At 61.3% G+C, this 21,348-nt stretch carries 20 protein-coding genes and 2 tRNA genes; 9 read left to right on the forward strand and 13 right to left on the reverse strand.

The features are described 5' to 3' along the window. Positions 1–246: 246 nt before the first annotated feature. Complete coding sequence (serC, locus tag AUR04nite_RS05535; protein ID WP_141362797.1) at positions 247–1,368, forward strand: phosphoserine transaminase; 1,122 nt, start codon at positions 247–249, stop codon at positions 1,366–1,368. 82 nt (positions 1,369–1,450) lie between these two features. On the opposite strand, the gene AUR04nite_RS05540 is transcribed toward serC, so the two are convergent. Both AUR04nite_RS05540 and AUR04nite_RS05545 read right to left on the reverse strand, forming a co-directional pair. Beyond that, positions 1,451–2,080 (reverse strand): DUF3027 domain-containing protein, encoded by a 630-nt coding sequence (locus tag AUR04nite_RS05540; protein ID WP_141362799.1) that lies wholly within the window; start codon positions 2,078–2,080, stop codon positions 1,451–1,453. A 3-nt stretch (positions 2,081–2,083) separates the two neighbouring features. Further along, a complete protein-coding gene (locus AUR04nite_RS05545; RefSeq protein WP_141362801.1) occupies positions 2,084–2,467 on the reverse strand; it encodes a cold-shock protein in 384 nt (127 codons plus the stop codon). A gap of 251 nt (positions 2,468–2,718) precedes the next feature. Here AUR04nite_RS05545 and AUR04nite_RS05550 point away from each other — a divergent pair, with 251 nt between their 5' ends. From AUR04nite_RS05550 to AUR04nite_RS05565, 4 genes are all read left to right on the forward strand, one after another. Then, a complete protein-coding gene (locus tag AUR04nite_RS05550; RefSeq protein ID WP_141362803.1) occupies positions 2,719–2,937 on the forward strand; it encodes a hypothetical protein in 219 nt (72 codons plus the stop codon). 58 nt (positions 2,938–2,995) lie between these two features. After that, positions 2,996–3,703 (forward strand): response regulator transcription factor, encoded by a 708-nt coding sequence (locus AUR04nite_RS05555; RefSeq protein ID WP_141362805.1) that lies wholly within the window; start codon positions 2,996–2,998, stop codon positions 3,701–3,703. Between the two features lie 99 nt (positions 3,704–3,802). After that, positions 3,803–5,302 carry a sensor histidine kinase gene (locus tag AUR04nite_RS05560; RefSeq protein WP_246055384.1) on the forward strand — a complete coding sequence of 500 codons (1,500 nt, stop codon included), beginning with the start codon at positions 3,803–3,805 and terminating at the stop codon, positions 5,300–5,302. Positions 5,303–5,397: 95 nt separating this feature from the next. Further along, positions 5,398–5,688 carry a WXG100 family type VII secretion target gene (locus tag AUR04nite_RS05565; protein WP_141362809.1) on the forward strand — a complete coding sequence of 97 codons (291 nt, stop codon included), beginning with the start codon at positions 5,398–5,400 and terminating at the stop codon, positions 5,686–5,688. A 91-nt stretch (positions 5,689–5,779) separates the two neighbouring features. Here AUR04nite_RS05565 and AUR04nite_RS05570 read toward each other — a convergent pair whose 3' ends face one another. Continuing rightward, a complete protein-coding gene (locus AUR04nite_RS05570; protein WP_141362811.1) occupies positions 5,780–6,823 on the reverse strand; it encodes a hypothetical protein in 1,044 nt (347 codons plus the stop codon). Between the two features lie 244 nt (positions 6,824–7,067). Between AUR04nite_RS05570 and AUR04nite_RS05575 the strand changes: the two genes are divergently transcribed. Beyond that, positions 7,068–7,958: a DUF4031 domain-containing protein gene (locus tag AUR04nite_RS05575; RefSeq protein WP_141362813.1), complete on the forward strand. Its 891-nt coding sequence runs from the start codon at positions 7,068–7,070 to the stop codon at positions 7,956–7,958. Between the two features lie 91 nt (positions 7,959–8,049). Here the strand turns inward: AUR04nite_RS05575 and groL are convergent, their stop codons facing one another. The 3 genes from groL to AUR04nite_RS05590 form a co-directional block, all read right to left on the reverse strand. Beyond that, positions 8,050–9,684: a chaperonin GroEL gene (gene groL / locus AUR04nite_RS05580; protein ID WP_141362815.1), complete on the reverse strand. Its 1,635-nt coding sequence runs from the start codon at positions 9,682–9,684 to the stop codon at positions 8,050–8,052. 299 nt (positions 9,685–9,983) lie between these two features. Beyond that, entirely contained in the window at positions 9,984–10,652 is a 669-nt protein-coding gene (locus tag AUR04nite_RS05585) for a LytR C-terminal domain-containing protein (RefSeq protein WP_141362817.1), read from the reverse strand. A gap of 47 nt (positions 10,653–10,699) precedes the next feature. Then, positions 10,700–10,990: a DUF3263 domain-containing protein gene (locus AUR04nite_RS05590; protein ID WP_141362819.1), complete on the reverse strand. Its 291-nt coding sequence runs from the start codon at positions 10,988–10,990 to the stop codon at positions 10,700–10,702. Between the two features lie 158 nt (positions 10,991–11,148). On the opposite strand from AUR04nite_RS05590, the gene AUR04nite_RS05595 reads away from it, so the two are divergent. Beyond that, positions 11,149–11,922, forward strand: coding sequence for a uracil-DNA glycosylase (locus AUR04nite_RS05595; protein ID WP_170184104.1), 774 nt, complete (start codon positions 11,149–11,151; stop codon positions 11,920–11,922). Here the strand turns inward: AUR04nite_RS05595 and AUR04nite_RS05600 are convergent. Beyond that, complete coding sequence (locus tag AUR04nite_RS05600) at positions 11,919–13,589, reverse strand: threonine/serine exporter family protein (protein WP_141362821.1); 1,671 nt, start codon at positions 13,587–13,589, stop codon at positions 11,919–11,921. The genes AUR04nite_RS05595 and AUR04nite_RS05600 overlap by 4 nt on opposite strands. A 206-nt stretch (positions 13,590–13,795) precedes the next feature. Between AUR04nite_RS05600 and AUR04nite_RS05605 the strand changes: the two genes are divergently transcribed. Then, positions 13,796–14,848 (forward strand): LLM class flavin-dependent oxidoreductase, encoded by a 1,053-nt coding sequence (locus tag AUR04nite_RS05605; protein WP_141362823.1) that lies wholly within the window; start codon positions 13,796–13,798, stop codon positions 14,846–14,848. A 155-nt stretch (positions 14,849–15,003) separates the two neighbouring features. Here the strand turns inward: AUR04nite_RS05605 and AUR04nite_RS05610 are convergent. Then, positions 15,004–15,080, reverse strand: a tRNA-Val gene (locus tag AUR04nite_RS05610). A gap of 414 nt (positions 15,081–15,494) precedes the next feature. Between AUR04nite_RS05610 and AUR04nite_RS05615 the strand changes: the two genes are divergently transcribed. Further along, on the forward strand, positions 15,495–16,217 hold the full coding sequence (locus AUR04nite_RS05615) for a GNAT family N-acetyltransferase (protein WP_141362825.1): 723 nt from the start codon (positions 15,495–15,497) through the stop codon (positions 16,215–16,217). Positions 16,218–16,227: 10 nt separating this feature from the next. Here AUR04nite_RS05615 and AUR04nite_RS05620 read toward each other — a convergent pair whose 3' ends face one another. The 5 genes from AUR04nite_RS05620 to AUR04nite_RS05640 all read right to left on the reverse strand — a co-directional run bounded on the left by AUR04nite_RS05620 (position 16,228) and on the right by AUR04nite_RS05640 (position 21,329). Continuing rightward, on the reverse strand, positions 16,228–17,154 hold the full coding sequence (locus AUR04nite_RS05620) for a hypothetical protein (protein ID WP_141362827.1): 927 nt from the start codon (positions 17,152–17,154) through the stop codon (positions 16,228–16,230). A 2-nt stretch (positions 17,155–17,156) separates the two neighbouring features. Continuing rightward, complete coding sequence (locus tag AUR04nite_RS05625; protein ID WP_246055386.1) at positions 17,157–18,809, reverse strand: HsdM family class I SAM-dependent methyltransferase; 1,653 nt, start codon at positions 18,807–18,809, stop codon at positions 17,157–17,159. Positions 18,810–18,920: 111 nt separating this feature from the next. Next, positions 18,921–19,871, reverse strand: a complete 951-nt coding sequence (locus AUR04nite_RS05630; RefSeq protein ID WP_141362829.1) for a DUF808 domain-containing protein — start codon at positions 19,869–19,871, stop codon at positions 18,921–18,923. 331 nt (positions 19,872–20,202) lie between these two features. Beyond that, a tRNA-Thr gene (locus AUR04nite_RS05635) sits at positions 20,203–20,279 on the reverse strand. Positions 20,280–20,459: 180 nt separating this feature from the next. Next, positions 20,460–21,329, reverse strand: coding sequence for a DsbA family protein (locus AUR04nite_RS05640; RefSeq protein ID WP_141362831.1), 870 nt, complete (start codon positions 21,327–21,329; stop codon positions 20,460–20,462). Between the last annotated feature and the right edge of the window lie 19 nt (positions 21,330–21,348).

Raw genomic sequence — 21,348 nt, forward strand, 5'->3', positions numbered from 1 at the left:
TCCTGGAAGTCACAACAATTGAGGTTCGTTTGAAAAATGAGACGTCGGTACTCCACTCTACTTGGTGTGGGCGACAGAAACGTTACGAGGCCCACCAGTGCGTATGTCGTAACCGACCGTCCAGTTTTTCTCCCGAACCCTCGCAATTTGCGAAGATATCAAGTGAAACGCCTGAAGCCTGCGCAGTTATTCCATCTGGGCAGTTGACGCCTTCAGCACTTCACACAATCGCTATCGAGGAGCACGATGAGCACAGAAATCACCATTCCGGTAAACCTCCTGCCAGCCGACGGCCGCTTTGGCGCCGGCCCTTCCAAGGTTCGCGCAGAGCAAGTTCAGGCAATCGCGGATGCAGGATCCAAGCTCTTGGGCACCTCCCACCGACAGGCTCCGGTGAAGAACCTGGTGGCCTCGGTCCAAGACGGACTGAAGGAAATGTTCAACGCGCCGGAAGGCTACGAGGTGTTGCTGGGTGTGGGCGGTTCTACCGCATTCTGGGACGCCGCAGCATTCGGCCTGGTCCGCAACAAGGCCCAGCACCTTTCCTTTGGTGAATTCGGTTCCAAGTTTGCCAAGGCCACGGACAAGGCCCCGTTCTTGGCTGCCTCATCCATCATTGTCGGAGAGCCTGGCACCGTGCCGGTGCCGGTCGCCGAGGCTGACGTGGATCTCTATGCATGGCCTCACAACGAAACCTCGACCGGTGCCGCGGCTCCGGTCAAGCGCGTCGAGGGCGCCAACGAAGACGCCTTGGTAGTCATTGATGCCACCAGCGCAGCCGGCGGGCTGGATGTGGATCTTGCCGAAACCGATGTCTACTACTTCGCACCACAGAAGAACTTTGCCTCCGACGGAGGCCTGTGGCTGGCATTCGTGTCCCCCGCCGCTATCGCACGCATCGAAGAAATCGCAGCCAGCGATCGTTGGATCCCTGACTTCTTGAATCTGAAGACTGCCCTTGATAACTCACTGAAGAATCAGACCTACAACACCCCGTCACTGACCACCTTGGTATCTCTGGACAACCAGATCAAGTGGATCAATGCCAACGGTGGACTGAAGTGGGCAGCTTCGCGCACCGCTGAATCTGCCGGCAAGATCCGCGCATGGGCCGAGGCCTCATCGGTGGCCTCTTGCTATGTTGCCAATCCAGAGCACCGCTCAAATGTCATTTCCACCGTTGACTTCGACGATTCAGTCGATGCCGCGGCCATTGCCAAGGCCCTGCGTGCCAATGGCGTGGTGGATGTGGAGCCGTACCGCAAACTGGGCCGCAACCAGCTGCGCATCGCGACCTTCGTCGCCATCGATCCGCAGGACGTCCAGTCCCTGCTGGACTGCATCGATTTCGTGATCGAACAGCTCTAAGCCGACGGCCGCAGAAATTAAACAGTCAGGGCCTCCGGATTCTTTCCGGAGGCCCTGACTGTTTAATACTGTGCCGCAATGTTTAGCTGTCTTTGCGAGCCCTGTTGCGCTGCGCTGCCCTGCGTCGCGCAGCGGTGCGCTGCGCGGTACGCCGGCGGCGCACCTGGCGGCGAGCCGGCGACTTGGGAGCCTGGACTTGTTCCTCTTCCTGGGCATCGGCCAGCTCTGGCTCGTTTCCAGCCTCGGCTTCTTCCTCATCCGACACCGCCTCGGCTTCTGCAGCCTGTTCATTGGCTGAAGTGTCCGATGGCTGCTCGGCTGGTGCTTCGCCGCCTTCTGCCTGCGGTTGCGCACCTTCTTCTTGGGCAGCCTCAGCGGCCGCGGCGGCCTCGATCTCTTCCTTGGCAAGGCGTTCAGCCCATGGCACCCAGGCTGGAGCCAAAAGCGAGCCTTCCCCGGCAACGATTCCGACTTCACAAACCGTTAAATCTTTAGTCTTGGCCCGTGGAACCCGTGCGAGAGTCGAGAACCAGGTCCAACCCTGGTACCCCTTCTTATGGGAGACAAATCTATGGGTGACAAGTCGCTCACCTTCGGCCGTCGCTCCGAGGTACTCGCCGATCTCAGCCTCGGTAGCAATCTGCGTCAAGGACTGCCGCGCAGCATCAACTGCATCAGCGAGGATGGTGTCCAACTTAGGTTTACGGGCCATTATTTATGCGTCCAGATCGTCGGCTACCGCGCGCAGCACGGTAGCAACTTTTTTGCCGTATGCCTGTTCAGGATATCGCCCGTTGCGCAAGGTATTGGAAACGCTGTCCAGCAATTTGATCAGGTCTTCAATTACAACTGCTTCTGCTTCAGGCTTCTTGCGCTTGGCGCGCGCTACCGACGGAGCGGATTCCAGCAGGCGCAGGCTCAGTGCCTGGGGGCCGCGGCGTCCTTCAGCGACGCCGAATTCCAGCCGCGTGCCTGGGCGCAGATCGTGGACTCCATCAGGCAGCGCTGCTGCGTTGACGTAAATCTCTTTGCCGTCTTCTGCGGTGATGAAGCCAAATCCCTTGGACTTCTCGTACCACTTAACCTTGCCGGTAGGCATGTCCTTATACCTCGTTCATTCTCGTACTTAGCAACATGGCCGAGGCCTGCTCAGCGCCATGCATTCTCGTGTGTTCGCTTCCGCGGAGCCGTCGGCCGGTTTTCGCATGCTTTGCCCGGGTGCTCAACGTATGGAGACGAATCAAGTCGTTTACCTTTGATTATGTCATTCATTAGGACCCAAAATCACCTTTAGCCTTCACAGGCCCCTGCACGCTCGTGTCACAGCAGCGGCCGGTAAAGTTGGTATCCGTGAGCGCTTCATCTTTAACTCTGAGCATTGTTTCCCGCGTTGCGATCGTGATTGCGGTCCTTTCGGCACTGTCCCTGGTAGCCACGCTGGTGCTCTACTTCCAGCAGATCGCCATTCCTCGCGCCGTCATGGCACTTGGCGTCTGGGGACTTCCTGTGGCCTTCCTTCTGGCCGCAGTGGTTGTTATCGGCAATATCATCAAGCGCCGCAACACCTAAGCTAGCGCCCCAGCATACGTACAGGCGACTCCCAGACTTCTTGTGCACACTAGGGTTCATGAGTGCTAAAACCCCAGAAGCAAAACTTCTAGTCGTCGACGACGAGCCGAATATCCGCGAGCTGCTTTCCACATCGCTGCGCTTTGCAGGATTCGAAGTAGTCTCCGCCGCCAACGGCCGTGATGCATTGGCTGCGGTTGAAGCAGAAGAGCCCGACCTGGCAGTCCTAGACGTCATGCTTCCAGACATGGACGGCTTCACCATCACCCGCAAGCTGCGTGCCGCCGGACGCCACTTCCCAGTGCTCTTCTTGACCGCCCGAGACGACACCACAGACAAGGTCACCGGGCTGACCGTGGGCGGCGACGAATACGTCACCAAGCCGTTCAGCCTCGACGAGGTAGTAGCCCGCATCCGTGCGGTGCTGCGCCGCACCTCCTCGGGTGAAGAGGAAAACGCGACCATCGTCGTTGCAGACCTGGAGCTGGATGACGACGCCCACGAGGTCCGCCGCGCCGGAGAAATCATCGACCTCTCCCCCACCGAGTTCAAGCTCCTGCGCTACCTGATGATGAACCCGAACCGGGTGCTGTCCAAGTCGCAGATCCTCGACCACGTGTGGGAGTACGACTTCAACGGCGATGCGTCCATCGTCGAGTCCTACATTTCCTACCTGCGCCGCAAGGTCGACCGTCCCGAATGGCCTGCACTGATCCAGACCAAGCGCGGCGTGGGCTACCTGATGCGCACCCCTGACCGCCGCTAACCACCTTCGAACTCTGCATAGGGGCTCTAAAGTCGTTTCATGAAGTCGATTCGTTCTCTTTGGCGACGCACTACGCTGCGCACAAAATTGGTGGCAGTGATGTTTGTGTTGATGATTGTGGCAATCATCGCCACCGCAGCCGGCTCAGCCCACACGCTGCGCATCTCCATGACCAATCAAATCGATGCGCAGCTGAAGAGCGCCGGCCCCACCATGGGGCTGGGCCTGTCCAAGGCCTATCTCTACTCGCTGGACAACGACGACGACTCCAACGGGCTCCAGGACTTCGACCCGACGCTTCTTGGGCTGAACAGCTCCTATGCAGACATTCGCGACCAGGACGGCAAGATCGTCTACATCATGCCGCGCTCCCGTGTTTCGCTGGGCTCCGCCTCGGACTCCCCGCTGCTGAACATTGAAAACATCAACCTACTGCTGGAAACGCCCAAGCAGCCGGTGACGCTTCCCGGGCTCACCTCCAATTCCGCCGGGTGGCGGACCATGGTCATGCCGTTGAAGAGCAGCAATCTCAACCTGTTCCTGGCCATCCCCTTGAACACGGTGAACAACACAGCACAGCAGGCCGCCGTACTGGTTCTCTCCACAGGCCTGCTCGCAGCGCTTGTCATGTCCATGATCGCCTATGCCCTGACCACCCGGTCGCTCAAGCCCCTGCTCAAGGTTGAGCGTACTGCCTCAATGATCGCCGCCGGCGACCTGTCCCAACGCGTAAGCGACTACCCGGAAGAGACAGAAGTCGGCCGATTGTCGCGCTCTCTGAATTCGATGCTGGCGCAGATCGAGAAAGCCTTCATCGACCGCGAAGTCTCCGAACAGAAGATGCGGCGCTTCATCCAAGATGCATCGCACGAGCTGCGCACCCCGCTGGTGACGATCCAGGGATACTCCGAGTTCTACCGCCACGGCGGCCTGGCCAATCCGGAAGCGCTGGACTCCGCCATGGGGCGCATCGAATCTGAATCAAAGCGCATGGCGCAGCTGGTCGAAGACCTGTTGATGCTCGCACGCCTCGACGAGCAGCGCCCGCTGGAGAAGCAGACCGTTGATCTGCTGGTTCTGGGTCAGGATGCGGTGGAGGACACCAAGGTCAGGGCTCCGGACCGCGAGGTCAAGCTCGTCGGCCTCTTCTCCAGCCAGCCAAGTCCTGCCAGCACCGTAGGCGATGATGCGCGCATCCGCCAGGTCATCGCGAACCTGCTGACCAACGCGCTGCGATATACCCCTGAGGGAACCCCCATTGAAATTGCGGTGGGCGTCCGTTCACTCGTTGCCGGGGCCATTGACGCCGTGCTGGAGGTCAGGGACCATGGGCACGGAATCCCCCAGGACGAGGCCAAGCGCATCTTCGAGCGCTTCTACCGCGCCGACAGCTCGCGCCAGCGGGAAACCGGTGGCTCCGGTCTGGGCCTTGCCATTGTCGCAGCCATTGTCCAGCAGCATGGCGGATCGGTTGCGCTGTCGCAGACCGAAGGTGGAGGCGCGACCATGTCGATTTCCCTGCCCTACGTCCCGGTGCCCGAGCCCCGCGATGCCGATGACGACGATTTCGATTCCGAACCGCCGCAGCTGAACTCCTGAACAAGTTCTCCACAAACGGCGGCGGCGCCAGACACATCAGCGGCATCCATTCTTACCTTTAGAACATCAACCCCGATGAAAGGTCAGAAGAAGCCATGAGCACCTTCTCAACAAACACCGCCGAAATGCAGGCAAAGTCCCAAGCTGTCATGAACACCATCGACCGGCTGCGTTCAGAAGTTTCCACCATGCAGACCAACCTCGATCAGCTGCAGAGCACTTGGCAGGGCTCCGCCGCCGCCTCGTTCCAGTCGATCGTGGCCGAATGGCGCTCAACCCACCTGCGTATTGAAGAAGCCCTGGGAAACATCGCCACAGCCTTGCACCATGCTTCGGCTCAATACGAGGAAGTCGAACAGGTCAACACGTCGCTGTTCCGATACTAGCCGCCAGCTTCTGGTGCAGTGCCGCGGACAAAGCAAATGGCCGCCGCATCTCCGAAATTCTTCAGGGATGCAGCGGCCATTGGCCTAAGAACTACTTGGTGGCGTTCTTGCGGCGCTGTGCCACGACAAATGCGCCGGAGAGCGCCAGCAGAGCTCCGAGGCCGCCCACTGCCAGCGAATCGAAGCCGGTGTCGGCCAGCTCATCCTCGTTGGAGGCCTGGGGCTTGGCTTCGTCCTTCTTCTCTGCCACTGGCTTCTTGTCCACGTTGCCTGCAGGTTGGATCTCAGCTTCCTTTTCTTTCACAGGCTTCTTGGTTTCTACCGGCTTCTCAGACTCGGTAGGCTTCTGCTCGGTGCCATCAGTGCCGGTCTCTTCATCGGTGTCTTCACCGAAGTAGAACCTGGCGAAGGCATCCAGCCATTCATCGTCGAAGTTCTCTTCCAGCAGCCCCAGCAGCTCTTCATACTCGGCGTCGCTAACGTTGTCCAGCAGGAACGCGATGTACTCGAACTGCACCTGACGGCCTTCATCGGTGGCGAAGAATTCTTCCCACTGGGTGTCGTCCCACTGTTCGCTGCCTTCTGGCAGGCGGTCGGCGATGTCTTCCCAGAAGGCAGTTTCGTCAAGATCCTGCTCGCTGACTTCTTCATCCTCAAGGGCGTCGATCGGTGAATCGGTGGCAGGCTTGGGCTCCGCCGGAGTCTCTTCCTGCACATCAGTCGCGTCATCGACTACTGCCGGTTCATCAGCAAGTTCAGTTTCATCGGCTGCGTCAACGGCGTCGCTGGCGGCAGCGTCCTGTCCGGCCTCATCCTCAGCAGCCGGAGCTTCTTCGGTGGCCACCTCGTCCTGAGCCGGTTCAACGCCAGGCTCTTCCGTGGCATCCTGCTCGGCAGGAGCGGCTGGCTCTGCAACGGTTTCACCGGCGGCTGGAGCAGTATCTACGGGTGCTGCATCGAGCACTGGTTGAGCAGCGTTTTCAACGACAGCGGTACCGGCAGAAGTTTCTGCAACGCCGCTGGTCACTGACTGGTCGACAGTTTCAGTTTCTGCGGCTTGTGCGGGAGCTGCGGCGAGCAGCATTCCCGAGATCACTGCTGCCGAGAGCAGAGAAGTGCTGGCCTTAGGCGACATAGTTTTCCTTTTCCCCAAAAAGAAGGTGCACAACCTCGTAGTTTTTCCGAGTTCAATAAACTCAGATTCCTCGTTTGCCATGCGAAAAGCGATAAATGATTAACGATCAATCTATCCGAAGAAAATCATTCCGCAAAGTTTTATTTTTGCCCTAAGCACTGTTACATCAAGTTCCACTATTGTCTCCAAATGTTTGCCGAAATATGAGGTTGTGGACTGCCTAGAAACACGTACGCTTGTCCTTATGGGAATTTTGATTGATCCGCCGTTGTGGCCCGCGCACGGCACTTTTTTCTCCCACTTGGTTTCCGATACCTCGTTGGCAGAGCTGCATGACTTTGCTGCGGTGCAGGGCCTTCCCCAGCGGGCCTTCGACCGGGACCACTACGATGTGCCTCGAGAACGCTATGCCCAGCTGGTGGCCGATGGTGCGCTGGAAGTGACCGCCAATGAGCTGGTCAAGGCCCTGATCTCTTCGGGATTGCGAGTTCCTGCAAAATATCGACCGGAAAAACTCAACGTCATCCTGGCGCGCCGATGGGCGAGGACCATGCCGCCCGAGCCGGCCCTGGGACGGCAGCTGCTATCCCTGTGGTCTCAAGAGCACCGGCATTACCACGACCGGGTACATCTGCTTTCAACTCTCGAAGCCATTGATTGGCTTTCCAAGGGGCTGGTGAACGGCCAAGAACTGATGCTACTGCAGCTAGCAGCCTGGTTCCACGATGCAGTTTATGAGGCGACCGCCGAGGATGAGGCGAAGTCTGCGATCCTTGCGCGGGAGCGGTTAAACGGGATTCTCTCCGAAGAAGCTGTTGCCAAGGTCAGCCAGCTGATCCTGCTCACAGCCGGGCACAACCCTCAGGAATCAGACAAGCTGGGCCGCATCTTCTGCGATGCAGATCTTGAGGTCCTGGCCCGTCCGGCGCCTGCCTACCAGCGCTATGCCGATGCTATCTACTGCGAGTACGCGCACTACGCAAAAACCGATTTGGCCAAGGGAAGAATCCGCATCCTCGGCTCGCTGCTGGATAAGCCGGCGATCTACAGCACGGAGCGCGGCGCCGAGCGCTGGGAGGCTGCCGCCCGAGCCAATCTCAGTGCCGAAATTGACCTGCTGAAAACCTGGCTCTAAACGTCTCTCGGCATTAAACGCCCGAAGGCCCGTTCCATGGGAACGGGCCTTCGGTGTAGCTGATCGACATGGTGCCGAGCGAGCGGGAAGCTTAGAAGCCGCCCATTCCGCCCATGCCGCCCATGTCGTCACCGGCGGGAGCGGCGCCGGCAGGTGCTGGCTTGTCTGCTACAACAGCTTCGGTGGTCAGGAACAGTGCTGCGATCGAGGCAGCGTTCTGCAGAGCCGAACGGGTCACCTTCACTGGGTCGTTGACGCCAGCTTCCAGCAGGTCCACGTACTCGCCGGTGGCGGCGTTCAGGCCGTGGCCAGCAGCCAGACCCTTGACCTTGTCGGCGACAACGCCTGGCTCCAGGCCGGCGTTCAGTGCGATCTGCTTCAGCGGTGCTTCGATGCCAACGCGGACGATGTTCGCGCCGGTAGCCTCGTCGCCTTCCAGCTCCAGCTTGGCGAATGCAGCTGCGCCAGCCTGGATCAGTGCAACGCCGCCGCCGGCGACGATGCCCTCTTCAACTGCTGCCTTGGCGTTGCGCACAGCATCTTCGATGCGGTGCTTGCGCTCCTTGAGCTCAACCTCGGTGGCTGCGCCGGCCTTCAGTACTGCAACACCGCCGGAGAGCTTTGCGTGGCGCTCCTGCAGCTTCTCGCGGTCGTAGTCCGAGTCGGTGTTCTTGATCTCGGCTGCGATCTGGGCCTTGCGGCCTTCGATGGCGTCGGCTTCGCCGCCGCCTTCAACGATGGTGGTCTCGTCCTTGGTGATAACGACCTTGCGGGCGGTACCCAGAACTTCCAGACCCACGTTGTCCAGGGACAGGCCGATCTCCTCGGAGACAACCTGGCCGCCGGTCAGGATCGCGATGTCGGTCAACATGGCCTTGCGGCGGTCACCGAAGCCTGGAGCCTTAACCGCCACGGACTTGAACAGACCGCGGATCTTGTTCAGGATCAGGGTGGCCAGGGCCTCGCCCTCAACGTCTTCGGCGATGATCAGCAGCGACTTGTTCGACTGCATGACCTTCTCCAGCAAGGTCACCATGTCCTTGACCGAGGAGATCTTCGAGTTGACGATCAGGATGTATGGGTCCTCCAGCACGGTCTCCTGACGCTCAGCGTCGGTGACGAAGTATGCGGAGATGTAGCCCTTGTCGAAACGCATGCCCTCGGCCAGCTCCAGCTCAAGGCCGAAGGTGTTGGACTCTTCAACGGTGATAACGCCCTGCTCGCCGACCTTGTCCAGAGCCTCAGCGATCAGGCCGCCGATCTCGGTGTCGCCAGCGGAGATCGAAGCGGTAGCAGCGATCTGCTCCTTGGACTCGATCTTCTTGGCGGCTGCGAACAGTTCAGCGGTGACGGCTTCTACAGCCTTGTCGATACCGCGGCGCAGTGCGATTGGGTCGGCACCTGCAGCAACGTTGCGCAGGCCTTCCTTGACCAGTGCCTGTGCAAGAACGGTTGCGGTGGTGGTGCCGTCGCCAGCGACGTCGTCAGTCTTCTTGGCAACTTCCTTGACCAGCTCTGCGCCGATCTTCTCGTAAGGGTCCTCCAGCTCGATCTCCTTGGCGATGGAAACACCATCGTTGGTGATCGTAGGGGCGCCCCACTTCTTTTCCAGAACAACGTTGCGGCCGCGTGGGCCCAGGGTTACCTTTACGGCGTCGGCAAGGGTATTCAGGCCGCGTTCAAGTCCGCGGCGTGCTTCCTCGTCAAATGCAATCATCTTGGCCATAGTGGCTTAAGGTCCTTTCGGGGACGATTTTGCGAAAATGCAACCGACAGACAGCGCCCGCGACGGACGAGTGCCCCGGTGCGGCATCGGGCCGACCACCGTTTCAGCTCTCGCTATCTGAGGTATTCTTCACGCTCCGTACGCTGCGGGTGCCAGCGGTCCGGAATCTGCCCAGAAGATGAGCAAAAGCCGACCGGCGTTAGCAGTCGCAGCGCATGAGTGCTAATACAAATATTGGCACTCTCGCCCTGCGAGTGCAAGCCGGTCGGCTCACAGCGAAGAGTTCTCCCAGACTGGGGCTACTGCCCGCTCAACACATTGTCCGAGCCCATCACCACGGTGACGCGGTTCGGAATGTTCGAGGTCTGGTACACCTTGTCCACGCCCAGGGTCAGCGCGATCTTCTCTGCGGTGGCCCGGTAGGCCTCGGTGGTGTAGTAGATGTCAGTGGTCTGCGAGGACTTGGTCCAGTCTCCCGTGACGATGTTCGTGAAGCCCGCTTCTGCCAGCGCCGCCTGTCCCTGGGATGCTGCGCCCAAAGTGGTCGAGCCGTTGTAGACGCCGACCAGCTGGCCAAAGAGGACATCCGCGTCATCTACGCTCATGCTCGGCGAAGGGCTCTCGGTCTCACTTGGGCTTTCGGATTCGGTAGGATCGGCGCTTTGGGTTTCTCCGGCGGCATCGGTCTGCTGCGCATCCTGAGTTTGCTGCGACTCCTGAGTCTGCTGTGCACTTTGGGTAGAGCTTGGAGTGCTTCCGGAAACCAGCGGTGCTCCGCCTGCCGGGCCGAAGAAATAGGCAAGGGCACCTACGATGATGACGGCGACGGCCGCCACCACTACCCAACGCAGTTTGCCGCCCGGGGCCTTGGAGGCAGCAGACTGCGCCCAACCGTGGGCATGGTGCGAGCCCACACGGGTATTAAACTCCGGTACGCGATCGAATTCGTCACGTGGGTAGTTGGTCATTCTTGTCCTTGCTCGAGGTCTGACTGGCCGCGGCTGGCTTCCGGGATTTATCGCCCGGCAGCCGTTGTTCCGCTGACACGACGTTTGGTAGAGCGGTTTCTCCGCAGTCGCTTGACCAGCATCGGGTCGTAGGCCAGCGCCGCGTCGGTTTCTATCAGCTGGTTGAGCAGCTGGTAGTAGTTGGTCGGCGACATGGAGAACTGCTTGGTAATCGCTTGTTCTTTGGCCCCGGCGTACTTCCACCACAACTTTTCCATGTTTAGGATCTGCTGGGAACGCTCATCGAGCTCCGAATCGGGATTCATCACGAAATCCACCAGCACTTCGTCCTCGGCCATGCGTTCACACCTCGTTCCATAATCCATGTTCCAGCCGGGTTTCGGCCTTGCGGTACGGTCCGCCCTGGGCAGACATACCACCGACATTCTAACCAACACACCTGCACCATGCCGAAGCCGCCACCGAAAGCAGTCAAGAAAACGGCAGAATGGGTCACATGGACAACTCCCAGTCAACACTTTTCGATCTCAGCGATCCAGCCGGCACCCCGGTATACAAAGCCTCGGACTTCCCCTTCTATTTCGGCGCCCAATCAATGGCAGATCAGCGATTTATCGCCGAGGACTGGGTTCCGGTGTTGGAGCCGCTGGACCAGCTGCTGGCCGGCATTGCCGAGGAGCTTGCGCGGCGCAGCGCCGCCGGCGAGCATCTGCTGCCGGCCCCCGAGGTGATGTTCCGCGCACTGCAGCTGCCGCTGGCCGAGGTGCGGGTCGTCGCCATCGGGCAGGACCCGTACCCGACGGTGGGCCATGCCATCGGCTTGGCCTTTGCCGCGGATGCAGCGGTGCGCCCGCTGCCGCGCTCGCTGGCGAATATCTACAAGGAGCTGGAGGCGGATCTTGGCATCGCCAAGGCGGCCCACGCAGATTTGAGCAGCTGGCACCGCCAGGGCGTGCTGCTGCTGAACCAGGCATTGTCAGTGGCCGCCGGAAACGCCGGCGCGCATCTGAAGATCGGCTGGACGCAGGTGATCGAGGCAGTGGTGGCCGCCTTGAATGAACGCCCGAACCCGCCCGTGGCGCTGCTTTGGGGAAAACATGCGCAGAAGATGGCGGGGCTGATGGACCGGATGCCGCAGCTGGCCAGCGCACATCCTTCTCCGCTCTCCGCTTCGCGCGGCTTCTTCGGCTCCAAGCCCTTCTCAAAGATCAATCGGCTGCTCGCCGAGGCAGGCGAGCAGCCGATTGACTGGAAGATCCCTCAGGCCTAGCGGCGGCGGATCGACTTGCGTTCGCGCCGCGCCCGCGAGGTCAGCGGACGGCACAGGGTGTCGCCGAAGACCACGCCGCCGGCGATGGAGAGCATGATGGCGAAGGCGTTGAACATCTCGACCAGGCCCCGCGACATGTCCTCGACCTCGAAGACGATCCCGTACATGGCGCGGAAGATCATCAAGCCTGGAAGCAGGAACATGACCGCCGGAGCCGCCATGACCAGCTGCGGCGAGCGCAGCTTGTCCGCCGCAAACCGGGCGGCGAAGCCGATCACCGTTGCGACCACCGCGGGGATGGCGCGCGGGCCCAGGCCGATGGAATCGCAGAGCAGCTGCACCAAATAGCCGAGCACCGCGATGGCGGCGGTGGGCAGCAGCAGCTTGACCGAGGTCTGCTCTGTCACCGAGCCGGCGATGATCGCCACCGCCACCAGGATGATCAGCAGCCATGCGGGATATTCGACCTTGTCGATCTGGTGGACGTCGACCACTTCCCCGCCGAGCACCGAGGAGATCACCAGGGCCGCGGAAATGCCTGCCACGATGGCCGTATAGATCAGGCCTGCGGAGAACAGGCGGCCCACCGCAGTGACCGGGAAGCCGTTGATCGCGTCCTGCAATGCAGAGACGAATCTGCTGGAGGGAAGCAGCAGCAGGATGCCGCCGGAAACCACCAGCGCCGGATCGATGGGCGCCTTCAACTGGTAGCTGACCAGCGCGATGCCGGTGACCACGAAGCTGGAGGCCGCGATGGTGAAGAATTCGGGCACCCTCCACCTAGCTCCATAGCGCCCCACCTGGGAGACGATCGAGGCTGATGCCATGGCGACCAGGGCGCCCAACCAAGATCCGCCGATAAACAGCACGAACGCCGCCGCGAAGACCGCGTTGCCGCAGGAGACGACCCAGCGCGGGAATGGCTTTGGCTGGCGGGTGATCTTCTTCAGCCGCTTGGCCGACTCGGAGCGCGAGACGCCGCCGGCGATGATGTCAGACACCAGCCGGTGCACCAGCACCAGGCCCGCATAGTTGGAGGTCGAGGAGCGCACCACGCGCAGGATCGAGTAGCTTTCGGCATCCGGCGGACTGTAGTTCAGGTGCAGGGACTGGTTGGTGATGTCCACGTCCAGGTGGCTGAGCCCCAGGGCGGCGGTGACGGCAATGACGCTGGTCTCCACTTCCAGCGCGCCGGCGCCGTAGCGGATCAGCGTCTCGCCCAGGTCCAGGGCGAATTCCATGGTGCGGCGGGCCGAGGCATCCTGCTCGGTGTTGACCTTGGGGTTGGCATAGGGAGTGCCCTGCAGACGGTCAACGATGTTCAGCGCCTGGGTCGGCGGCGTGGTGGAGACCCACATCTTTGCCAGCAGGCTGCGCGCCACCGGGTTGGCCCTGGTGGGCACCAGGGTCACGCCGTCTTCATTGGTGTGGACCTGGCCGGTGCGCGACTCGATGTCGGTGATGTCAGCCGCCGCGACGTTCGCGCTCATGGCAGTATTCAGCGGCAGTTCGAATGACATCGGCGCCTCTTGGACAACCGGCTGGTCGACCTGCCCGAGCTTGATTTCCTTGGTGGTAATTCGTGGCAGTGCACCAACTGCTGGTGCCGGATCTTCTCCCGTGCGCGGCTTGCCAGCCGGCCGCTGTTGCTTGTTTTCCTGCGCCACAGATCACTCTCCACGAGGCGTTTGTTGTCCCATGTAAAAACGATACAACTGGACTTCAGGAAGTTGCTGGGGGAACCTGTCAAATCCCTGCGTATCCCCGAACACATTTAGCCCCGATTGCGCCTCGGGAATAGTTTCGATGACGTCTTGGTTGTCACAGGCAGAACATATAGATGCATATGCATGTAAAACGAGAGGTTGACGCAATGGGCACCAGCACAAAGCTGCCGCAGATTGGCGCAGAGACATTCGGAGACATCACCGAGGACCTGAACGGCACGCCATTGAGCCACGCACAGGTCATCCGCAATGTGGTGGCCGAAGGCCAAAAGGCCGAAGAATCAGGCCTGGACTTCTTCGGCATCGGCGAGCACCACCGCGACGACTACGCAATCTCTTCCCCCGAAACGGTTTTGGCGGCGCTGGCCTCCACCACCGAAAACATCAAATTGGGCACCGCCGTCACTGTGCTCTCCAGCGACGACCCGGTGCGCGTCTACGAGCGCTTCGCCACACTGGACGCGCTGTCCAACGGCCGCACCGAGATCATCGCAGGCCGCGGCTCATTCATCGAGTCCTTCCCGCTGTTCGGATTGAACCTCGAGGACTACGAGGAGCTGTTCGAAGAGAAGCTCGACCTGCTCGCCCAGCTGCGCCACGGCAAGCCAGTCACTTGGCAGGGCGAGCACCGCGCCGCCCTGGATGCCCAGCAGGTCTACCCGCTTTTGGAAGACAAGCCGCTGACGACGTGGGTGGGCGTCGGAGGAAGCCCGCAGTCGGTCATCCGCGCCGCGCGCCACGGCCTGCCGCTGTTCCTGGCCATCATCGGCGGGCAGCCTTCAAGCTTCGAACCCCTGGTCGACCTCTACCACCGTGCACTCAAGCAGTTCGGCCAGCCCGAACAGCCGGTTGGCGCGCACTTCCACGGCCTGGTCGCCGAGAGCGATGAAGAGGCGCTGGAAAAGCTGTGGCCGCACTACCAGCGGACCATGAACCGCTTGGGTTCGGAACGCGGATGGCCTCCGGTCAGCCGGATGCGCCTGCAGGCAGCCATGGGTCCCGATGGGGCAATGATGGCCGGCAGCCCGCAAACCGTGGCAAAGAAAATGGCGAAGGCCGCCAAGCAGCTTGGCTTGTCCCGCGTCGACATCAAATACTCGGCAGGATCGCTGCCCCACGAAGACCTGATGAAGAGCATTGAACTGCTGGGCACCGAGGTCAAGCCGCTCGTCCACCAGATCCTGGCAGAGGACAGCTAAGCACGCCCCTTCACACTCAAGGCCAAGACCCCGCAATACTGCGAGGTCTTGGCCTTGAGTGCATTGCCGCGCAATCGCCGACAGCAGCCGGCAGCAGCCGGGTAAAAGAAAAGGCACCGAGCAAATGCTCGATGCCTCAAAATCTCTATTCTTCTTGGTGGATCTTACTGGACTCGAACCAGCGACCTTTCGCGTGTGAGGCGAACGCTCTAACCAACTGAGCTAAAGATCCATCTTGCATTCAACCGTTTCCGGCTCAACACCTAGATAATCTTAGCGGTAATCACGGTCCGCAACCAAATCAAGGTCCAAGGCAGGCTGAAAACCAGCTTGGAGGGGCCGAGGAACCGTGATTTTTACGAAGTATAGAAAACGCTTAAAACTGGCCGGTGACAAGCACCGAAAAACAGTACCATTTCGTTTATTTGGTGTTCACTTCGCGGCGTCGGTTTCGACTTGTCAAAGTGCACTTTGAGACCTCATAATTTTTCTAGCTCGTCTCTTCGAGCTCAAACTGGGCCCTACAAGGAAGCTGCCGGAAGCCGCCGGCAACGGTCCCCTGAAGGCCAACGAAACCGCCGAACGGCTACCGCCGGGAAGCAAAGCCTCTTTTTCGTTCGTTCTTAGCTTTATAGGACCGTACCCAGTGTTTGAAAACCTGACTTTTACCTTGTCACCGCTGTCTCCAAATGGGGCTGAGCGTGAGGAATTAGCGACCCTCTACCCACTGGTCGATGACCGCTGGCACCAGAAGATGGACCGCGCCCGCGCCGTCGTCACGGTGCGCGACGGCCAGCTGCTGGTGGCGGCCGGGCTGGTGCATGATTCGATCCTTGCTCCGACCAGTGCCATGGACGCCCTTGAACTCGGTTCCATGGCTGTGCGCCCGGACTACCGGCGCATGGGAATTCGCCAGCATGTCACCGCACTGCGCCTTGAATTCGCGCTCAACGCCGGCGGCACGCCCATCACCATCATCAATTCCGCCAACCCTGCGTCCTGGGCCTACTACGAGCGCTCCGAACTGTGGGAGCGGGAGCGCAGCTTCGAGCAGGATGACCAAACCAAGTTCATCTACCGCGCCACCGCGCTGGCCAGCGATTGGGCCGCCAACCTGCCGCAGGCCTCCGAAGACGCCATTGAAGCAGTCATTCCAGTACCGTCTGATGACCTTGCGCCGTCCATGGAACTGGAAACCGCGCTGGAACAGGTCCTAGACCTGCCCGCAGAGCTGGGAGCCATGGCCGCGATGGTTCCCTCGATCCAGATCGGCCCCGAGGCCGAGGCAGGCGAGCTGGGGCTGAGCCTGCGATCCAGCGATGCCGAGAACGACTGGTTCGGCACCGCCGCCGCAGACCCGGCCTTCTAGTCCCGGCCTTCTAGAACAGCGCCTCCTGCTGCTCGTCCACCGCTTCGTGGCTGGGCAGCGGGGCGACCTCTCCTGCCCGGCGAGCGCGGGCGGCCTCGTGCAGGTCGATGGGCGTCACCTTGAGCACCTCGTCGACCATCGCGTTCAGGAACTGCGGAGCGGCGATGTCCTGCGGCACCGGACCGTGCACGCAGCGCACCGCCGGATCTTCCACGTCCTCATCCCAGTCCACCAGCAGCAGCCCTGTGGCGGTGTAGCCGAACCCGTCGCCGAAGTCGCGCAGCTTGCGGATCATGTCCACTGTGCGCCTGAAGGCCGCCGGTTCGCTGTCCAAAATGGTGGCTCGCTGGACGAAGAAGAAGCCGACTGCAGCCAGCGGGTAGCGGGCGCGCAGGTTGGCGGCATCTCCATAGGCTTCCTCGTAGCGGTTGGACAGGTTCTTGCCGAAGGAGGACGTCATGGCCTTGGTGCTCAGCAGCAGCTCGGGACCGGTGGACCAGTGCGTCATCACCACGTCGGTCTGCTTCATATAGGCTCGGCCGAGGATCCGGGCGTCAGTGCTGCCGGCCTTGCCTGCCACAATCGCGTCGTGGACTTCCTCTGAGAGCCGTTCGGGCAGCTTGCGCAGCAGTTCCAAGATGTCCTTGGACAGCACGCGGGGCGCTTCGGTGCGCGGCCACACCAAGTCAGCGTCGAAGCCGGCGCGGCGCAGCTCGTGGGCCAGCCAGGTGTCGACGCCCTGGGCGAAGCGGCCGGAGCGGGTGGCCGCTTTGGAGCGCACAGGAATGCTCAACAGCCGCTCAAGCACCTGGTAGGAGGGATTGAACTCGTCGGTCACCGCCCCGTTGAGAATCCAGGGCGAGTCCTTGGGTGCAGACATCAAGGTGGTGTCGAACTCTGCAAAAGCGAGCGTCTTTTCAACGCCTGGGGTTGCCACGTTTAGCTTTTCACCGTCTTACTTCGCGCCTTGCGGCGTACCAACATATCCGTGCGTGCCTGGTGCACAGTTTTCAGGGCCTGGGCATCCAGGCCGAGAATCTGCTCGAGCACAATCTCGTCGACCAGCGCGGTGGCCTCTGCCTTGCGCCCATGGGCCAGATGCTCGCGGACCTGGTCTTTGACAGCCCGCAGCTGCGGGGCATGCTTGGCCACCACATGCGCTGCGGGCACCGGAAGCTTGTCCGCCTCGCGCGGCTCCACCTTGAGGATTCCGCCGCCATAGGAGCGGCCCACCAGTTCGGCGCCGAGCATGCTCAAGGTGTTCAGCGAGGCCAGGGGCAGCAGCTCGCGTCCCAGCTCGCGTACATCGGCTCCGAGGTACACGCCGTGGATCGAGTTGATGTGGTGCACGCCTGCCTCATTGGTGGTCAGCCGCGGCGTATCCGCATTCATGTAGGTCATGAACAGGTCCGGGACCGAGAGCAGCGGCACCCTCCACCACGGGGTGCGCACCCGGCACTTGTAGGCCTGGTCTACGCCTTCCAGCTCTCCCTGCTCGCTGTGCCGCAGGGCCGCCGCCGTGGGCTGGGCCAGGGGCCTGAACATATAGGTCGCTGCTCCGTGTTCTTCCAGCCGGGCCCAGTCCCCGGAGCCCAGCTCCAGGCCGCGCAGGTGGCGGGAGCCCGGTGGCGAAATGCGCACGTAGTCTTCATCGCCCAGCCCCAGGGCGCGGACCTGCTCTGCGGTGAGCGTGAACCACTTGTTGTTGCCGGTGACTGCGCCCAGCGATGTCTCGCCCCAGCTCTGCAGCGGCGCAAAATTCGCCGCGGCCAGCGCCTGGGCAAGGATGCCCTGGGCTTCCAGTCCGACCAGCGATCCAGTCCAGCGCTCTTCCAGCGCCGCCGGGGTATGCTCGATCCCCGCGTCGAGCAGGTCGAGGGCCGCGGCATTGCGGAACTGGTGCAGGCGCAGGCTCCTGCTGCTGCCGCTGCGGTAGCCCCGGGCCAGCAGCAGCACTACTTCCTCCTGCGCGTCAGCGAAGATCCGCTCCTCGAACACCACGAGGTTCACCTCTGCAAAGCGCTCAAGCAGCATCCGGCGGATCGGGGCGGCATAGTTCACGAACATCAGCTCGGCGGGCAGCACCAGCGCCATGCTGGCTCCGGGGGCCAGGAAGCTGGTGGCATGGGCGACGAAGGCGGCCCAGATGCTGGAGAGCTCGTTCAGCTCTACCCCTGCGGCGCGGGCGGCCTGCCGCGAGAGCCGGCGCTCCTCACCGCGGTGCAGCTGGTAGCGCACATAGGGCGGATTCCCGATCACCGCGTCCATGTCTGCGGTGCCCGGCTGCTGGAAGAAGTTCGCGTGGGTGATGGCGGCGGCGGCGCCGTGGCGGGCTAGGCGTTCGCGCGCCGCATCAACCGAGGGCTGGTGCAGTTCAACGCCGAAAAGCTTCAGATCCAGCCCACCAGCCTGGGCCAGATCATGGGCGGCTGTAAGAAACTGCGCCTCGCCGCAGGAGGGTTCCAGGATTCGCTGCGCCGAGTCCTTCAAGGCCCACTGGGTCATGAAGCGCGCGACCGGCTCAGGGGTGAAGTAGGCGCCGCGCGCATGGCGGGAGGCCTCATCCTGGGTGGTGGTTTCTTTGTTCAACACTCATCGATCTTTCCACGGGCATCAGACACTTTGGCCTGGCCCGGGAATATTGCCGGGAACTGGATAGTCAACTAATTCTACGCGCACGAACCATGCCCACAGGCGGCTGCACTAGTGTGCGGTTTCGCCTTTGGCCTTGTGGATCACCTTTTTGGCGCTGAGCATGATGACGGTGATCACGGCACCGATGATGAACCCGCCAACGCAGGACAGCGCAGTGTTGGTCAGCCACCCCAGCACCGGACCGGCGGCGCCGGTGGCGTCATGCACCATCAGCTCCAAATGGTGCACGAAGCCGTACAGGGTGTGCAGGCCCAGGTCGTCCAGGCCCTTTAGCAGCAGGTGGCCACCGACCCAGAGCATGGCAACCACGCCGACCTTGCCAAGGATGGACATGACAATCGGCATGGCCTTGACCAGCCCGCGCCCCAGCTTCTGCGAGAACTGCCGCGGCTTCTGCGCCAGCAGCAGGCCGATGTCGTCCATCTTGACAATCAATGCCACTGCGCCATAGACCACGACTGTCATCAACAGCGCCACGGCAATCAGGATCGCCGTGCGCATGATGAACGTCTGCTCGGCAACTTCGTTGAGCGAGATCACCATGATTTCGGCAGACAGCACCAGGTCGGTGCGTACCGCCGAATTGATAATGACTTTTTCATCTCGGGCTTTGCCTTCCTCGTCCGAGCCGTGGTGCTTGATCCAGCCCACCGCTTCGAGGATCTTCTCTGCGCCTTCGAAGACCAGGTACGCTCCGCCGACCATCAAGATCGGGGTCAGCGCAACAGGAAGGAAGGTGGAAAGCAGCAGCGCGAGAGGGAGGATGAACAGCAGCTTGTTGCGGATCGATCCCACGGCGATCTTCCAGATGATCGGCAGCTCGCGCTTGGGGGAAATCCCCGCCACGTACTGCGGCGTCACTGCAGCGTCGTCAACCACCACGCCCAGCGCCTTGGTACTGGCTTTAGCTGCGCCGGCGGCGATGTCATCCAGCGAAGCTGCGGTGACTTTAACCAGAGCGGCAACGTCATCGAGCAGGGCTACTAGGCCACCGGCCATAACTGTTCTCCTTGAATTCTTGAGCTTGGTCGCCGGATTCTGGCGGCCAAGAATAACTAGAGGCAATTTTACCGGCGCTGCCCGCCGATACAGCGTTCTTGGCAGCGGCATGGTGAGTCAATTCGCGGCAGGCCGTGATGTCCGGCCTCGCTGGCCAAGAGGCATGCCGAGCACCGCGGCTGTGGGCGAGCCAAGGCAGACGCCGCGCTTCTGTTCATCAGCGGCCGCGGGACTAGCTTTGCCTGCAGGGTTGCGAGGCGAAATAACCCTCGCCTGGAGCAACAAAAAATCCCCGGATCCATGCGTTGAAAACATGCTTCCGAGGATTTGCTGGAGCCCCCTACCGGATTCGAACCGGTGACCTTCAGTTTACAAGACAGACGCTCTGGCCAGCTGAGCTAAGGGGGCATACCGGTTAAGAATATCGGATGACCGGCCAAGTCTGCGAATTAAGCCCAGCGGGTGCGTTGAGGACTTTAAATGCCTGTGGGGCGGAAACCGAAAGCCGGTTTCCGCCCCACAGGTCTGGGTGCGTGATCGTTATGGGAGTCTACCCGATCTCCCCGATCTGTCCAGAGCTTGCCTGCCCTACTTCTTGTTGGCCTTGATGGCTGCCTCAACGGTGGTTGGGAAGTCCTGGCTGGCCAGGTCGACGACCTTGCCCTGAACAACAATGGTCGGGGTGCCTGCGACGCCGTCGTACTTGGCCACCTGGGTGGTGTACTGGACGAAGGAGCGGAACTCGCCCTTGTCGATGCACGAAGTGACATCCTTGCTGGCGCCGTTGACAATAGCCATTTCTGCCAGCTGGGCGTTCTTCATTTCGCCCTGCTGGTAGTGGCCCCACAGCGCAGTCACGAACGGCATGTAGGCCTTAGGGGTGTCATTGGCTACGCAGGCCAGCGCATTGGCGGCGCGCGAAGAGAAGTTCGTTGCCGAACCACCGTCAAGGTAGCCCACGTTGCGGTACTCGACGGTGACGTCGCCGGCGGCCAGCCAGTCGTTGATCTGCTTGCCGTAGGTTGCTTCAAAGTCGGCGCAGTGAACGCAGTTGGCATCGACGACCATCGTGATGTTGACTGGCTCGCCCTTCTTGCCAACGGTGAGGTCGCGCATCTCAGGCTTAGCAGGAACTTCTGACGGCGTCTGCAGCTTGGTGATGTCTACGTTCTCGACGGTCTTGTCTGCGACAGTGGTCGGCGACGTGACCAGAATGCCTCCGGCCGCGTTGCCGCCGGCTGGAACTGCGCCTGCATCGGCGACCTTGGTGTCATTGTTCTGGACAATCAGGGTGACGACCAGCGCGATTACCAGAATGACGGCGCCAAGAACACCGAGCTTGACGAATAGCGACTTGCGTTTTGCCGCGGCTTCCTGGGCGGCACGCATCTGCGCGGCCTTTTCGCGGGCGCTTGCGGTGCGCTCGGCCTTTGACGGGCGCGAATTATTTGTAGCCATAGATCAATGGGTCCTTGGG

The organism is Glutamicibacter uratoxydans, from assembly GCF_006539925.1.
Taxonomy (GTDB): domain Bacteria; phylum Actinomycetota; class Actinomycetes; order Actinomycetales; family Micrococcaceae; genus Glutamicibacter; species Glutamicibacter uratoxydans.

What these genes read in the sequence shown, in the direction of transcription:
- serC (WP_141362797.1), top strand. Translation starts at nt 247, where the DNA reads ATGAGCACAGAAATCACCATTCCGGTAAACCTCCTGCCAGCCGACGGC.
- AUR04nite_RS05540 (WP_141362799.1), bottom strand. Translation starts at nt 2,080, where the DNA reads ATGGCCCGTAAACCTAAGTTGGACACCATCCTCGCTGATGCAGTTGAT.
- AUR04nite_RS05545 (WP_141362801.1), bottom strand. Translation starts at nt 2,467, where the DNA reads ATGCCTACCGGCAAGGTTAAGTGGTACGAGAAGTCCAAGGGATTTGGC.
- AUR04nite_RS05555 (WP_141362805.1), top strand. Translation starts at nt 2,996, where the DNA reads ATGAGTGCTAAAACCCCAGAAGCAAAACTTCTAGTCGTCGACGACGAG.
- AUR04nite_RS05560 (WP_246055384.1), top strand. Translation starts at nt 3,803, where the DNA reads ATGTTTGTGTTGATGATTGTGGCAATCATCGCCACCGCAGCCGGCTCA.
- AUR04nite_RS05565 (WP_141362809.1), top strand. Translation starts at nt 5,398, where the DNA reads ATGAGCACCTTCTCAACAAACACCGCCGAAATGCAGGCAAAGTCCCAA.
- AUR04nite_RS05570 (WP_141362811.1), bottom strand. Translation starts at nt 6,823, where the DNA reads ATGTCGCCTAAGGCCAGCACTTCTCTGCTCTCGGCAGCAGTGATCTCG.
- AUR04nite_RS05575 (WP_141362813.1), top strand. Translation starts at nt 7,068, where the DNA reads ATGGGAATTTTGATTGATCCGCCGTTGTGGCCCGCGCACGGCACTTTT.
- groL (WP_141362815.1), bottom strand. Translation starts at nt 9,684, where the DNA reads ATGGCCAAGATGATTGCATTTGACGAGGAAGCACGCCGCGGACTTGAA.
- AUR04nite_RS05585 (WP_141362817.1), bottom strand. Translation starts at nt 10,652, where the DNA reads ATGACCAACTACCCACGTGACGAATTCGATCGCGTACCGGAGTTTAAT.
- AUR04nite_RS05590 (WP_141362819.1), bottom strand. Translation starts at nt 10,990, where the DNA reads ATGGCCGAGGACGAAGTGCTGGTGGATTTCGTGATGAATCCCGATTCG.
- AUR04nite_RS05595 (WP_170184104.1), top strand. Translation starts at nt 11,149, where the DNA reads ATGGACAACTCCCAGTCAACACTTTTCGATCTCAGCGATCCAGCCGGC.
- AUR04nite_RS05605 (WP_141362823.1), top strand. Translation starts at nt 13,796, where the DNA reads ATGGGCACCAGCACAAAGCTGCCGCAGATTGGCGCAGAGACATTCGGA.
- AUR04nite_RS05630 (WP_141362829.1), bottom strand. Translation starts at nt 19,871, where the DNA reads ATGGCCGGTGGCCTAGTAGCCCTGCTCGATGACGTTGCCGCTCTGGTT.
- AUR04nite_RS05640 (WP_141362831.1), bottom strand. Translation starts at nt 21,329, where the DNA reads ATGGCTACAAATAATTCGCGCCCGTCAAAGGCCGAGCGCACCGCAAGC.